Consider the following 13,392-nt stretch of genomic DNA (forward strand, 5'->3'; position numbering starts at 1 on the left):
AATCAAGATGTTAGAACTTCGCAACGTATCGACCCACTACGGCAAGATCCAGGCGCTGCACGACGTCAGCGTCGAGATAAAAGAGGGGGAAATCGTCACCCTGATCGGCGCCAACGGCGCCGGCAAGACCACCTTGCTGATGACGCTGTGCGGCGAACCCAAGCCCAGCAGCGGCAGTATCTGGTTCGAGGGGGAGCAGATAGACTCCCTCAGCACGGCCCGCATCATGCGCAAGGACATTGCAGTGGTGCCTGAGGGGCGCCGCATCTTCGCCCGCCTGACGGTGCAGGAGAACCTGCTGATGGGGGCCTTCTTCGTCGACAAGGCCGAGCAACCCGCCCTGCTGGATCAGGTATTCACCCTGTTCCCCCGGCTGCACGAGCGGCTGGAGCAGCGGGCGGGCACCATGTCCGGCGGCGAACAGCAGATGCTGGCCATAGGTCGGGCCCTGATGAGCAAGCCGCGTCTGCTGCTGCTGGACGAGCCCTCCCTGGGGTTGGCCCCCATCATCATCCAGCAGATCTTCGACACCATAGAGCAGCTGCGCCAGAAGGGGATGACCATCTTCCTGGTGGAGCAGAACGCCAACCAGGCGCTCAAGCTGGCGGATCGGGGCTATGTGCTGGAGAACGGCCGGGTGGTGCTGCAGGACACGGGGGCGGCCCTGCTCGCCAACCCGGCAGTACGCCAGGCCTATCTCGGCGGCTGATCATGAGCAGGGCAGAGGCAGGGCCGGACAGACACAGCTTCTGGCACGACCCTGCCCTGCCCTTCATCGAGGCGCGGGCGGTGCAGGATGGCCGCCACGTCTGCTACGACAAGCACAGCCACCCCCACTTCTCCATCGGCGCCATCACCGGCGGCCACAGTCACTACCTCAACCAGCGCAGCCTGCAAGAGGTCGGCCCGGGTTCCCTGGTGCTGATGAACCCGGAAGAGGTACACGCCTGCAACCCCATCGCGGATCAGCCCTGGTCCTATCTGATGTTCTACCTCGATACCGACTGGCTGCGCAGCCAGCAGGAGGAGGCGGGCCTCGGCAGCGAGTTCAGGCCCTTCGACATGACGGCGAGCCGGGATCCCCTGCTCTACCGGGGCTTGCAACACCTCCATCACCAGCTGGTAGAGGCGCCGGATCCCCTGGCCCGCGAGGTGGCCTGCCACCTGTTCAGTCGCCAGTTGCTGGCCAGGCTCACCCCGGCCAGGTGGGACGATCGCCCGCCCCAGCACCTGCAACGGGCTGCCGAGCTGATGCAGGACGACAGCGCCAGCCCCCTCAGCCTGTCACAGCTGAGCGCCGTGGCCGGGCTCACCCCCTCCCACTTCGTGCGCGCCTTCAGCCACCACTACGGCATGACACCCCACGCCTATCTGCTGGATAGACGCATCCGCCACGCCCGCACCCTGCTCAGGCAGGGGCAGCCCCTGGCCGAGGTCGCCCTGGCCAGCGGCTTCGCGGATCAGGCCCACTTCCAGCGCCAGTTCAAGCGCCGGGTCGCCGCCACCCCGGGCCAGTACAGGATCCAGCTCGCCCGTCAGGCTGAACGCACCAGATAGACGGCGCTGAGCAGCAACAAGAGCGCCATGGCCCGGTTGAACCAACGCAACCGGCGAGGCACGAGCAGCAGCCCCTGCATGCAACTGCCGGCATAGGCCCAGCAGGCGATGGAGCCAAGGCAGATCACCAGATAGATGCTGGTAAACAGGGCCACCTGCCCCACCCCGCCCGCGACACCATAGGCTCCCATTCCCATGCTGGCGGCCAGCCAGGCCTTGGGGTTGAGCCACTGCATCAGGGCCCCGTACCAGAAGGCGGGGGGCGCCCCCTCGACCCGCTCCAGCTGCCCCCTGTCCACCAGCAGTTGCCAGGCCATGTAACAGAGAAAGAGCACGCCGCCCCAGTGGATGGCGCCCGCCGCCACCGGCCAGCGGGACAGGGCACCGCCGAGGCCCAGCCCCATCAGCAGGAGCAGCAGGATGAAGCCCAGGGTCGCCCCCACCACGTGGCGCAGGCTGGCCGGAAAGCCATAACGAGCGCCGGTGCCGAGGGCGACCAGATTGACCGGACCGGGGGAGATGGACATGGCCAGGGCAAACCCGGACATGGACAACAACAGACTGATTTCCATGGATGATGCTCACGCAAAGGATTGAGCCACCAGCCTATCCGGCCCGCCCAAGCCGATATTGAAGGAAATTGCGATCCTGCGGCACATGGCAAGGCACATTGCGGACTTAGCGCAAGCCACGGCTTGCGGTAAACTGGCCCTCAATCCTCCATTTTCAGGACATCTCAATGGACCAGTTTGCCCATATCAGCGCCCATGATGCCCACCAGAAGCTGAGCGCAGGCGAAGCCCGTCTCGTGGACATTCGCGATCCCCAATCCTTCGAGACGGCCCACGCGGTCGGCGCCTTCCACCTCACCAACGGTTCCCTGGTTCGCTTCATGAACGAGGTGGACTTCGACACGCCGGTCATAGTGATGTGCTATCACGGCAACAGCAGCCAGGGAGCGGCCCAGTATCTGCTGCAACAGGGCTATGACGAGGTCTACAGCCTGGACGGCGGCTTCGAGGCCTGGCGCAGGGAGTTCCCGATCCAGGCGGGGGACGCATGACAGGGGCGGGGCACTCCTCCCCGGCCGGCATGATCCAGCTGCTGGTGCTGGGGGACGCCCGCATGGCCCAGGCGCTGGTGGATTACCTCGCCACCCTGGGCATCTCGTGCGAGCTGACCCAGTCCGAGCTCGGCGTCTCCGTCTGGCTGGCGGACGAGCAGCGCCTCGCTCAGGCCCAGCAGGAGGTGAAGCGCTTCCTCGCCGAGCCCAATCACCCCCGCTACATGGAGGCCTCCTGGCAATCCGGCCGGGCGGATGCCCGCATCGACTACAGCAAGGGGATGACGGATCCGGTCACCGACTTCCTCCATCAGGCGGGCCCCCTGACCCTGGTGGTGATCATCGCCTGCCTGGCCATCTATGCCCTGGATGCCATAGGCCTGCCCATCTTCGACGAGCTGGCGTTCCACCCGACCCTGGCCCAATTCACCGACTGGCAGGCCTGGCGCTACGTCACCCCGGCCTTCATCCACTTCTCGGTGCTGCACCTGGTGTTCAACCTGCTGTGGTGGTGGTATCTCGGCGGCCAGATCGAGCAGCGGCTCGGCAGCGGCAAGCTGTTTATCCTGCTGCTGGTCGGGGCCGCGCTGCCCAATATCGCCGAGTTCTTCGTGAGCGGCCCGCGCTTTGGTGGCCTCTCCGGGGTGGTCTATGCCCTGCTCGGCTACAGCTGGATGCGTGCCAGACTGCAGCCCGCCTGCGGCCTCACCATGCCACCGGCCCTGATGGGCTTCATGCTGATCTGGCTGGTGCTCGGCTTCTTCGACATGCTAGGCACCCCCACCGCCAACATGGTCCTTTGGGTCGGTCTGCTGATCGGCCTGGCGCAAGGCTGGCTGGACAGGCACCACAAGCCCGCCTGACGCACTTCCTCGCAGGTACCATCACCAGAAACGAAAACGCCGCCCCCAGGGGCGGCGTTGTTATTGGTCGGCCGGCTTACTGCTTGAGCAGGCTGGCGTCGGTCACCTTGACCGCGGAGCCACCACTCGCGAAGAAGCTGCCGAACTGGGTCTGCATCTCTGTGGTGACGGCGCCGGTCGGATCGAAGTTCTCGTCCGGTGCCAGCAGCGAGCTGTGACCACCGGCCACGAAGCGGGTGGCGTGGTGGTTGGCCGCGCCGGTCGCGCTCAGGGGTTGCAGGGCCAGTACCTTGAACAGCGGCTCAGTGCCACCCAGAGGGGCGGTGGCAATGCTGTTCGGGATCACCCGATCCGACAGGCTCAGGACGCCATCGCCGACGACTTCAGTGGCAAACAGCGGGAAGTTCGCCGCTATGCCGCGACCCAGGTTGATCGGATCAGCCGAGTCCAGCACCGACTGGGCCGCGAAGCTGTAGCTCTGCAGGGTACCGGCCGCGGTGGCCTGGGTGGCGGCGTCCTGGCTCGGCAGGAACTCGTTGACGAAGCAGGTCGGCACCGCCGTCTTGCAGTTCGGCGCATAGGCGGTGAAGGCCGCCTTCAGGGCCGCACTGCCAGCGGTCAGCACGCTCATCTGGATCGTCGGGCCGAAGGTCGGCGAGTTCAGCAGCAGCGGCGCTATGCCGCCACCCGGCATGGCCAGACCGCCGGTGTCGAACTTGAACAGGGCATCGGCCTGGGGATTGCCAACGGACTGGTTAGCCACCGCCAGCAGGTTGGCCCCCGCGATGGCCCCCAGGGAGTGACCCAGGAAGTGCACCTTGAGGCTGCCTGCGGTGCCGATGGCCCCCTTGGCATTGGCCAGCCCCACCGCCAGACGCAGGCCCAGCAGATCCGCCACGCTCTGTTTCAGGTTGTCGCGGGCCACCGTCAGGTAGCTCAGGTTCAGGTAGGGGGTCGGGTTGTCGGAGGTGGTCACCGAGTCCATGCTGCCGGTCAGGGCGAAGCCGCGCTCACCGTGCAGCGGATGATCGATCACCACCACGGCCACGTTCTTGCTCGCCTGGGCACCGGCGCCGATCTGGCCAAGGGCCAGGGCGTAGGCGTTCTCCTTCACCGAGGTGACGCCGTGCTGATAGATGATCACGTCGGTGATGGCTGTCAGCGGCGCGGCGGCGAAGATCCGCATCGGCACGGACTGCACCTCTTCCAGCGCTGGCAGCGGGTTGAAGCGGCCTATGTTCATCTCGGGATCCAGTGGCTGGCCGCCGGAGGTGAGGGTCACCCCGATCAACTTGCTCGCCTCCGCCAGCAGCTCGGCCTGACGGCTCGGGTCGGCGATGAGCTCGCCCAGCAGGGCCGGATCCACACCGGCGCCCACCAGACCGCCGATCACCTCGGCATCCTGTGCCTTCAGCGCATTGGCGATGGCATAGAGGCTGGGGATGGCGCCGTGCCAGGACTGGGTCCTGGCCTTGTCCCAGGAGCCGGCGGTGGCCGGGGAGGAGAGGAAGTAGGGCAGCTTGACGGTGCCGCTATAAACCTTGGCAGCCTGCGCCAGGCCGTTGAGCGGGGTGCCTGGGCCAAAGGCGGCGGCAATGGCATCCTTCTGCTCCTGAGGCAGGAAGGGCTCGGCTTCCAGCTGGGTCAGGAAGGCGGCGTTTGCCGTCACCCCCAGGGTGTAGGTGCCGGGCAGGCTGGTGTTGCCCAGGGCATCCTGCTTCCACAGGGCGGCAGCGTCCAGAGTCGGGCTCTTGAGTACGGAAGCGGCCGCACCCTTCACCGCCACCAGCACGTCGGCCCCGGACTGGGTACCGAACCAGTCGGAGAAGATCACGTGGTCGCTGGTGATGCCGGTGGCAGCCTTGAACAGCCCTTCCTGCAGCGCGATCAGGCCGCTGATGGTCTGCTCCTGGGCATTGCTGCCGGTGCTGGTCTTGTAGTTGCTGTAGTCGCTACCCGGTCGCAGGGGGTTACCGCTGCTGTCCTTGAGCGAATCGGTCGCCACTATCATGTAGTAGGAAGCCGGATTGAGCGGCTTGAGCGGCACCAGGTTCAGCTTGCCCGCCGACTCGGCGACCACGAAGTCCACCCCGTAGGTCAGCACCTTCTTCACGCCACTCGGGCGCAGGGCGGCGCTGTCGAACTCCAGCTCCAGCAGGTAGAGCGGAGCCACCGAGGCACCGAATTCGGCGGCGGACGGCGCCTTGACCGTGATGCCTGAGGCCGTCACGGGCACTATCTGGATCGCCTGGGTAGTGGACCAGCCATCCAGGGTGGAGAGGGCGGAGACTGGATTGGAGAGATCGGCCGTTTCGGTCGAGAACTTCAGGGTGCCGTCACTGGCACGGGCGGCCAGGGCGCTGGGGCGCGCCGCATTGGTGCCGCTCAGCAGATAATCGAGATAGCTTGAGGTATCGCCTTTGTTGTCGTCACTGCCACCACAACCGCTCAGCAGCGCACTGACGACGGCCGCGTAAATTAGCTTCTTTTTCATATCCTTATCTCTTTTATGTTGTTATCCATGATGAGCCTGACGGGGTAGGGTCCAAACCCGACCGAGTCATATTAACAGCAACGCAACAATTAATAAGCCTCTGGTCGGTCATCTGATCTGATTTTTTTGTGTACAACATCAAGGAATTGGAATTGATCCCCGGCGAAAGAGGGTAGCAGCCTTCCCCTTATCACCAGACCCGACCAGAGCCTTTCAGCGCCAGTGGCGCAAAAAGCCACCCCGATCTCGGCAAAGGGGGGGATTTGTCGGTAGAATGGCGCCATTGCTTAAGGAGAACCCCATGATCGACCCGAAAAAACTGGAAGAGATCGCCAAACAGATACACAACGCCCTGCCGCCCGGCATTCGCAGCATGGGTGAAGAGGTGGAGAAGAAGACCCGTCAGGTGCTGCAGGCCCAGCTGAACAAGCTGGATCTGGTGAGCCGCGAAGAGTTTGACGTGCAGACCAAGGTGCTGCTGCGCACCCGGGAGAAGCTGACCGCCCTCGAGGCCAAGCTGGCCCAGCTGGAACAGCAGCTCGCCGCCAAGGGCGAGTAATCCGGCGCGACGCCCCGTCGGCACATAAGACAAACCCCAGCCAGGCTGGGGTTTGTTGTTTCTGATGCCCGAGGGGGATGGGCCGATGCGGGCTGGCGAACCAAGTTGCTCACCCCCTCATCCCAACCCCTTCTCTCGCGAGGGGAGCAGGGAGCGGATCGGCGTTCCTCGGGAAGGCGGTGATCAGATAAATTCGTAGGCGTCGCCGAAGATGCGCTCGGGTTCGGCACCCAGCACCTTGAACTCCTCGCGGGCGGCACCCGCCATCTCGAAGCGACCGGCCACATAGATGTCGTAGTCATGCAGGCTGACGAAGTCATCCATGATGGCCTTGTGCACCAGGCCGGTCTTGCCGGTCCAGTCCGCTTGTGGCTCCTGTACCACGGGGATGAAGGTGAGCGGCGCATAGTCGCGCTCCCACTGCTGCATCTGCCCCTGCTCATAGAGCCAGTGCGCCTGGCGCACGCCCCAGTAGAGGAACACCGGGCGCTTGCTGCCGGTATCGATCAGATACTCCAGGATGGCGCGGGCGTAGGAGAAGCCGGTACCGCCCGCCATCAGGATCAGGGGGCGCGGTGATTCGTCGCGCAGGAAGGCCTTGCCCGCCGCAAGCTCGATCTCGATCTCCCCCTGCTCGCGCATGCGGGCCAGCACCTGACCGGCGTAGGCGTTTTCCGGGGTGGCACCGATCTGCAGCTCCAGCACACCGGAGCGGGTCGGCGAGTTGGCGATGGAGAAGGGGCGCTTGTCCGAATCGCTCATCACCACCAGCAGATACTGACCAGGCTTGAAGCTCACCGCTTGCTGCGGCGTCAGGGCCACGTGCCAGATGGTGTCGACATATTCGCGCAGTTCCTCTACGCGGCACTTGATACGTTGCATTCTTGTCCTTGTGAGGGGCCTGCCCGGCCCGCTTCGCTCATGGTTTCACTGTTTTTATGGCGACCAGTTGGTGGTCAAGTCAGTCGAGCATACCCAATTCGGCACGGCAATACCGCACTTTTGCGTCGGAATGGCCGCCAGCCCGGGTGGGTCGCTCAGTCGAGGAGCTTCAACTCATCCCAGATCCCGTCGATCTTCTGCTTCACCGCCTCGTCCTGGACTATGGGCTGACCCCACTCCCGGTTGCTCTCCCCAGGCCACTTGTTGGTGGCATCCAGTCCCATCTTGGAGCCGAGCCCCGAAACCGGCGAGGCGAAGTCGAGGTAGTCGATGGGGGTGTGCTCGATCAGGGTGGTGTCCCGCGCCGGGTCCATCCGGGTGGTGATGGCCCAGATCACGTCCTTCCAGTCCCGGGCGTTGATGTCGTCGTCGCAGACGATCACGAACTTGGTGTACATGAACTGGCGCAGGAAGGACCAGACTCCCAGCATCACCCGCTTGGCGTGGCCGGGATAACGCTTCTTGATGGTCACCACCGCCATCCGGTAGGAGCAGCCTTCCGGCGGCAGGTAGAAGTCCACGATTTCGGGGAACTGCTTCTGCAACAGCGGCACGAACACCTCGTTGAGCGCCACTCCGAGCACAGCAGGCTCGTCGGGCGGACGGCCGGTGTAGGTGCTGTGATAGATGGCATCACGGCGCATGGTCATGTGGGTGATGGTGAACACCGGGAACTCGTCCACCTCGTTGTAGTAGCCGGTGTGATCCCCGTAGGGGCCCTCGGGTGCCATCTCCCCCGGCTCCAGATAGCCTTCCAGCACGATTTCGGCGCTGGCGGGCACCTCCAGATCGCAGCTCAGGGCCTTCACCACCTCGGTGCGGCTGCCCCGCAGCAGGCCGGCGAAGGCGTACTCGGAGAGACTGTCCGGCACCGGCGTCACAGCGCCGAGTATGGTCGCAGGATCGGCGCCGAGCGCCACCGCCACCGGGAAACGCTCACCCTGGTGGGCCTCCTGCCACTCGCGAAAATCGATGGCGCCGCCGCGGTGATCCAGCCAGCGCATGATCAGCTTGTTCTTGCCGATCTTCTGCTGGCGGTAGATGCCGAGGTTCTGGCGCTTCTTGTAGGGGCCACGGGTGATGGTCAGCCCCCAGGTCACCAGGGGCGCCACATCGCCGGGCCAGCAGTGCTGGATGGGGATCTGGTCCAGATCCACCGCATCCCCCTCAAGCACCACCTGCTGACAGGGGGCGGAGGAGAGCCGCTTGGTCGGCATGTTGAGCACCTGCTTGAAGATGGGCAGCTTCTCCATCAGCTCCTTGAGGCCGCGGGGCGGCTCTGGCTCCTTCAGGTAGGAGAGCCAGACCCCGACCTGGCGCAGGGCACCGACGTTGGGCTGGCCCATGCCCATGGCGACCCGATCCGGGGTGCCGAACAGGTTGGTCAGCACCGGCATGGAATAGCCTTTGGGATTCTCGAACAGCAGGGCCGGGCCGCCCGCACGCAGGGTGCGGTCGCTGATCTCGGTCATCTCCAGATAGGGGTCTATCTCGCGGCTGATGCGCTTGAGCTGTCCGGTTTGTTCCAGCTGCGCGATGAAATCACGCAAGTCCTTGTATTTCATGCAGGTACCCTAGCGGGGTCAGGAGGTTCCGCATTATAACCCTGGCCGCGCATCCGGTGTACCCGTATCGGGCAGCATGATGGACGAGGCGTGACGCCGCTCCTGCCGGGTGAGCCTGTCCGCCAGCTGGCCCAGCAGCCTGGGCTCGTCCATCTGCAGCAAGAGACCGGCCACCAGGCCGCCATACTGGTGCTTGCCGAGCTCCGCCAGCAGATACTCCTGGGCACCGTCCGGCAGCGGCGAGAGCTGGCTGAGCTGCTGCAGGGCGGGGATCATCAGCCGCCCGTTGCGGCTGGCGGCGATCAGCAGATCGCTCGCCTCCTGGCCGGTATGGAAGCGGGAAATGGAGTGCAGGGCAGCCAGGCTGTCGTGATCCACAGGCTGGCGCCACAGCTTCAGGTAGAGCGCTGTGTCGCCCGTCCGCTCGATGAGGTGCAGCAGCAACTGGTTGTCAGGCAGGAAGAGATTGAGGGAGGCGAGCCGGTCTGCCTCGCGTCGCAGCACTGGGGCGGGCTGGTCATCGAGCACGGCCAGCAGCGCCTGTTGCTGCCGGGCCAGCTCAGGGTTGCGGCTGTAGTAGAGCTGCTTGTAGTCGAAGCTGTTCTGCTCCAGCAGTTGGCGGTAGTTGTCCTGCCAGGCCAGTTGCTGCCAGTGGTTGAGCACCAGCCGGGCCTCGGCGGCAAAATCATAGGCAGGCAGCTGCACTAGGAAACCGTCCACCTCCCCCTCCACCAGCCATTGCGGCGCCTTGGCGGCCTGCTCACGAACCCAGGCCAGCAGGGCGGGGCTGGGGGCGGCCGATGACTTGAGCCCGCCCAACAGCTGATGCAGCAAGTACTCCCGCTGCCCCACCGACAGGGTCTCGAGCAGCGAATCCATGGCATCAAACTGCCCCAATGCCATGCGGCTATCCAGGTACGCCCGGTGCCCCTCCAATCCCTCGTCCGCCACCAGAGGTGCCTGCAGCTGCGGCGGGGTATCGGCATGCACAGGGGCAGCCAGCATCCAGCAGAGTCCAATGAGAAATACCAGCTTCATGACGTCCCTTTCCTTGTGACATCGAGGCTACATACTACTAAGCCAGCCGTGAAATAGATAAACAAAAACCGCGACCTGGGCCGCGGTTCTGTCATTCCAAGATGCAGTTATTTCTGCTGACGCTTCATGGAGTCGAAGAATTCGTCGTTGGTCTTGGTGGCTGCCAGCTTGTCGATGAGGAACTCGATGCTGTCGATCTCGCCCATGGGGTGAATGATCTTGCGCAGTATCCACATCTTCTGCAGCTCGTCCGGCGCGGTCAGCAGCTCTTCCTTGCGGGTGCCGGAGCGGGTGATGTCGATGGCCGGGTAGACGCGCTTCTCGGCAATCTTGCGCGAGAGGTGCAGTTCCATGTTGCCGGTACCCTTGAACTCTTCGTAGATGACTTCATCCATCTTGGAGCCGGTGTCGATCAGCGCGGTGGCGATGATGGTCAGGCTGCCGCCTTCCTCGACGTTACGGGCCGCACCGAAGAAGCGCTTCGGACGATGCAGGGCGTTGGCATCCACACCACCGGTCAGCACCTTGCCCGATGACGGGATGACGGTGTTGTAGGCGCGCGCCAGACGGGTGATGGAGTCCAGCAGGATCACCACGTCCTTCTTGTGCTCGACCAGGCGCTTGGCCTTCTCGATCACCATCTCGGCAACCTGGACGTGACGGGAGGCGGGCTCGTCGAAGGTGGAAGCGATCACTTCACCCTTCACCATGCGCTGCATCTCGGTCACTTCTTCCGGGCGCTCGTCGATCAGCAGAACGATCAGTTCGCAGTCCGGGTGGTTGTAGGCGATGCTCTGGGCGATGTTCTGCAGCAGCATGGTCTTACCGGCCTTGGGCGGTGCGACGATCAGGCCACGCTGACCTTTACCGATGGGGGACGCCAGATCCAGCACGCGGGCGGTGATGTCTTCGGTAGAGCCGTTACCCCGCTCCATGCGCAGACGCTCGTTGGCGTGCAGGGGGGTCAGGTTTTCGAACAGGATCTTGTTGCGGGAGTTTTCCGGACGGTCGTAGTTGACGTCGTTGACCTTGAGCAGGGCGAAGTAGCGCTCACCCTCTTTCGGCGGCCGGATCTTGCCGGAGATGGTATCACCGGTACGCAGGTTGAAGCGGCGGATCTGGCTCGGGGAGACATAGATGTCATCCGGGCCTGCCAGATAGGAGCCGTCTGCGCTGCGCAGGAAGCCAAAGCCGTCGGTCAGGATTTCCAGCACACCGTCGCCAAAGATATCCTCGCCACCCTTGGCGTGCGCCTTGAGGATCGCGAAGATGATGTCTTTCTTGTGCGCCCGAGCCAGATTTTCCAACCCCATGGATTCGCCAAGCTGTACCAGCTCGGACACAGGAGTGTTCTTTAATTCAGTCAGATTCATAGTGGTGAAAGTCTGTAAGCAAGGATTGAAATGAGGAGACAGTCTGCTGGATTGATGCTGATCGGATTTGACTTGCCAGGCTGCTGTTAAGCAAAGAGTCAGGCAAAAAGGTTAGCAAACGAGCGATAAACTAGCACCAATCGGGATGAGCGTCTAGGTGATAAAACACAAGGAGCGCATTATTGCAATGCGCTCCTTCTTGATTATTACAGGTTACCGTCCAGGAACTCTTTCAGCTGAGTCTTGGACAGGGCGCCGACCTTGGTCGCTGCCACTTCGCCATTCTTGAACAGCAAGAGGGTCGGGATACCGCGAATGCCATACTTGGGCGGAGTGTCGGCGTTATGGTCGATGTTCAATTTCGCCACTGTCACGCGACCGGCATATTCTTGGGCGACTTCGTTCAGGATCGGGGCAATCATCTTGCACGGACCGCACCATTCAGCCCAGAAATCGACCAGAACGGGGCTGTCGGCTTTGATTACATCGGCCTCGAAGCTGGCATCGCTCAGCTGAACAATCTTGTCACTCATCTCCAACTCCAGTCAGTAATTAAGGCTTTATTGATGGTTCAACAAAGGCAATAGTTGCCCTATTTGAAATGATCCTGTTTATTATTGCAAGCCTAACCTGATAACCTACCGCCATGAGCAAAACACATCTAACGACCGAAAAATTCGCCCAAATGGGCCTCGAACCCGAAGTTCTGGCTGGTCTGGAATCAAAGGGATTTCACTATTGTACGCCCATCCAGGCACTGTCTCTGCCGCTGCTGGTAGAAGGCCATGACCTCGCCGGTCAGGCCCAGACGGGGACCGGCAAGACCCTTGCCTTCCTGGCCGCGACCTTCAACTATCTATTGACCCATCCGCTGACCAGGCCGCGCCTCGTCAATCAGCCCCGCGCCATCATCATGGCCCCGACCCGGGAGCTGGCGGTCCAGATCTACAACGATGCAGAAGGCATGTCTGCCTCCACCGGGCTCAAGCTCGGTCTCGCCTATGGTGGCGAAGGCTATGACAAGCAGCTGGCCGTGCTGGAACAGGGTGTCGACATCCTGATCGGCACCACGGGCCGCATCATCGACTACTTCAAGTCCAAGGTCATCGATCTCGGCAACATCCAGGTGGTGGTGCTGGACGAAGCGGATCGCATGTTCGATCTCGGCTTCATCAAGGACATCCGCTTCCTGTTCCGCCGCATGCCGCCCGCCACCGAGCGTCTGAGCATGCTGTTCTCCGCCACCCTCTCCCTGCGGGTGCAGGAGCTGGCCTACGAGCACATGAACCACCCGGAACACGTGCAGATCGAGCCGGAACAGATGACCGGCGTACGCATCAAGGAGGAGCTGTTCTACCCCTCCAACGAAGACAAGATGCTGCTGCTGCTCTCCCTGATGGAAGAGGAGTGGCCGGAGAAAGCCATCGTCTTCGCCAACACCAAGCATGTCTGCGAAGACGTGCATGCGTGGCTGGAGAACGACGGCCACCGCGTCGGCCTGCTGACCGGTGACGTGCCGCAGAAGAAGCGGATGAAGATCCTGGAAGACTTCACCAAGGGCACCCTGGACATCCTGGTCGCCACCGACGTGGCCGCCCGTGGTCTGCACATCCCCGACGTGACCCATGTCTTCAACTACGACCTGCCCGACGACGCCGAAGACTATGTACACCGTATCGGTCGTACCGGTCGTGCCGGCAAGAGCGGTCACTCCATCAGCCTGGCCTGTGAAGACTATGCCTTCAACCTGCCGGCCATCGAGGAGTACATCCATCACCCCATCCCGGTCAGCAAGTACGATCGCGACTCCCTGCTGGATGACGTGACCCCCCCGAAACGGGTGTTCCGCAACCGTCAGCCGGTGAACCGCAACATGCGGGATCGCCAGGGTGGTGGCAACAGCAACAACCGCCGCCGTCCGCCACGCAAGAACTGAGG

Annotated in this window: 13 protein-coding genes; 6 read left to right on the forward strand and 7 right to left on the reverse strand. The window is 63.2% G+C overall.

The window, feature by feature from the left end; genetic code table 11:
* Positions 1 to 7: 7 nt before the first annotated feature.
* The gene (locus AC1IN8_RS19905) at positions 8 to 709 is read left to right on the forward strand and encodes an ABC transporter ATP-binding protein (protein WP_025328819.1); all 702 of its coding nucleotides are present in this window, start codon (positions 8 to 10) and stop codon (positions 707 to 709) included.
* Positions 710 to 711: 2 nt separating this feature from the next.
* Positions 712 to 1,557: an AraC family transcriptional regulator gene (locus tag AC1IN8_RS19910; RefSeq protein ID WP_319914034.1), complete on the forward strand. Its 846-nt coding sequence runs from the start codon at positions 712 to 714 to the stop codon at positions 1,555 to 1,557.
* On the opposite strand, the gene AC1IN8_RS19915 is transcribed toward AC1IN8_RS19910, so the two are convergent.
* A complete protein-coding gene (locus AC1IN8_RS19915) occupies positions 1,536 to 2,129 on the reverse strand; it encodes a LysE family translocator (RefSeq protein ID WP_479760312.1) in 594 nt (197 codons plus the stop codon). The two genes, AC1IN8_RS19910 and AC1IN8_RS19915, sit on opposite strands and share 22 nt — an antisense overlap.
* A gap of 167 nt (positions 2,130 to 2,296) precedes the next feature.
* Here AC1IN8_RS19915 and glpE point away from each other — a divergent pair, with 167 nt between their 5' ends.
* Together glpE and glpG are read left to right on the forward strand one after the other, a co-directional pair.
* On the forward strand, positions 2,297 to 2,620 hold the full coding sequence (gene glpE / locus AC1IN8_RS19920; protein ID WP_043763931.1) for a thiosulfate sulfurtransferase GlpE: 324 nt from the start codon (positions 2,297 to 2,299) through the stop codon (positions 2,618 to 2,620).
* 29 nt (positions 2,621 to 2,649) lie between these two features.
* Complete coding sequence (glpG, locus tag AC1IN8_RS19925) at positions 2,650 to 3,483, forward strand: rhomboid family intramembrane serine protease GlpG (RefSeq protein WP_479760336.1); 834 nt, start codon at positions 2,650 to 2,652, stop codon at positions 3,481 to 3,483.
* Between the two features lie 76 nt (positions 3,484 to 3,559).
* On the opposite strand, the gene AC1IN8_RS19930 is transcribed toward glpG, so the two are convergent.
* Positions 3,560 to 5,977, reverse strand: coding sequence for a VolA/Pla-1 family phospholipase (locus AC1IN8_RS19930; RefSeq protein ID WP_479760314.1), 2,418 nt, complete (start codon positions 5,975 to 5,977; stop codon positions 3,560 to 3,562).
* 301 nt (positions 5,978 to 6,278) lie between these two features.
* Here AC1IN8_RS19930 and ubiK point away from each other — a divergent pair, with 301 nt between their 5' ends.
* Entirely contained in the window at positions 6,279 to 6,536 is a 258-nt protein-coding gene (gene ubiK, locus AC1IN8_RS19935; protein ID WP_010672374.1) for a ubiquinone biosynthesis accessory factor UbiK, read from the forward strand.
* A 183-nt stretch (positions 6,537 to 6,719) separates the two neighbouring features.
* Here the strand turns inward: ubiK and fre are convergent, their stop codons facing one another.
* The 5 genes from fre to trxA all read right to left on the reverse strand — a co-directional run bounded on the left by fre (position 6,720) and on the right by trxA (position 11,987).
* Positions 6,720 to 7,418, reverse strand: a complete 699-nt coding sequence (fre, locus tag AC1IN8_RS19940) for an NAD(P)H-flavin reductase (protein ID WP_042648685.1) — start codon at positions 7,416 to 7,418, stop codon at positions 6,720 to 6,722.
* 155 nt (positions 7,419 to 7,573) lie between these two features.
* On the reverse strand, positions 7,574 to 9,043 hold the full coding sequence (ubiD, locus tag AC1IN8_RS19945; RefSeq protein WP_479760317.1) for a 4-hydroxy-3-polyprenylbenzoate decarboxylase: 1,470 nt from the start codon (positions 9,041 to 9,043) through the stop codon (positions 7,574 to 7,576).
* 33 nt (positions 9,044 to 9,076) lie between these two features.
* Positions 9,077 to 10,081, reverse strand: coding sequence for a hypothetical protein (locus tag AC1IN8_RS19950; protein ID WP_479760318.1), 1,005 nt, complete (start codon positions 10,079 to 10,081; stop codon positions 9,077 to 9,079).
* A 107-nt stretch (positions 10,082 to 10,188) separates the two neighbouring features.
* A complete protein-coding gene (gene rho, locus AC1IN8_RS19955; RefSeq protein ID WP_010672370.1) occupies positions 10,189 to 11,454 on the reverse strand; it encodes a transcription termination factor Rho in 1,266 nt (421 codons plus the stop codon).
* 206 nt (positions 11,455 to 11,660) lie between these two features.
* A complete protein-coding gene (trxA, locus tag AC1IN8_RS19960; protein ID WP_025328829.1) occupies positions 11,661 to 11,987 on the reverse strand; it encodes a thioredoxin TrxA in 327 nt (108 codons plus the stop codon).
* Between the two features lie 113 nt (positions 11,988 to 12,100).
* On the opposite strand from trxA, the gene rhlB reads away from it, so the two are divergent.
* Entirely contained in the window at positions 12,101 to 13,390 is a 1,290-nt protein-coding gene (gene rhlB / locus AC1IN8_RS19965) for an ATP-dependent RNA helicase RhlB (protein WP_025328830.1), read from the forward strand.
* Positions 13,391 to 13,392 lie beyond the last annotated feature (2 nt).

It is taken from the genome of Aeromonas sp. 130281, assembly GCF_056642115.1.

What these genes read in the sequence shown, in the direction of transcription:
- AC1IN8_RS19905 (WP_025328819.1), top strand. Translation starts at nt 8, where the DNA reads ATGTTAGAACTTCGCAACGTATCGACCCACTACGGCAAGATCCAGGCG.
- AC1IN8_RS19910 (WP_319914034.1), top strand. Translation starts at nt 712, where the DNA reads ATGAGCAGGGCAGAGGCAGGGCCGGACAGACACAGCTTCTGGCACGAC.
- AC1IN8_RS19915 (WP_479760312.1), bottom strand. Translation starts at nt 2,129, where the DNA reads ATGGAAATCAGTCTGTTGTTGTCCATGTCCGGGTTTGCCCTGGCCATG.
- glpE (WP_043763931.1), top strand. Translation starts at nt 2,297, where the DNA reads ATGGACCAGTTTGCCCATATCAGCGCCCATGATGCCCACCAGAAGCTG.
- glpG (WP_479760336.1), top strand. Translation starts at nt 2,650, where the DNA reads ATGATCCAGCTGCTGGTGCTGGGGGACGCCCGCATGGCCCAGGCGCTG.
- AC1IN8_RS19930 (WP_479760314.1), bottom strand. Translation starts at nt 5,977, where the DNA reads ATGAAAAAGAAGCTAATTTACGCGGCCGTCGTCAGTGCGCTGCTGAGC.
- ubiK (WP_010672374.1), top strand. Translation starts at nt 6,279, where the DNA reads ATGATCGACCCGAAAAAACTGGAAGAGATCGCCAAACAGATACACAAC.
- fre (WP_042648685.1), bottom strand. Translation starts at nt 7,418, where the DNA reads ATGCAACGTATCAAGTGCCGCGTAGAGGAACTGCGCGAATATGTCGAC.
- ubiD (WP_479760317.1), bottom strand. Translation starts at nt 9,043, where the DNA reads ATGAAATACAAGGACTTGCGTGATTTCATCGCGCAGCTGGAACAAACC.
- AC1IN8_RS19950 (WP_479760318.1), bottom strand. Translation starts at nt 10,081, where the DNA reads ATGAAGCTGGTATTTCTCATTGGACTCTGCTGGATGCTGGCTGCCCCT.
- rho (WP_010672370.1), bottom strand. Translation starts at nt 11,454, where the DNA reads ATGAATCTGACTGAATTAAAGAACACTCCTGTGTCCGAGCTGGTACAG.
- trxA (WP_025328829.1), bottom strand. Translation starts at nt 11,987, where the DNA reads ATGAGTGACAAGATTGTTCAGCTGAGCGATGCCAGCTTCGAGGCCGAT.
- rhlB (WP_025328830.1), top strand. Translation starts at nt 12,101, where the DNA reads ATGAGCAAAACACATCTAACGACCGAAAAATTCGCCCAAATGGGCCTC.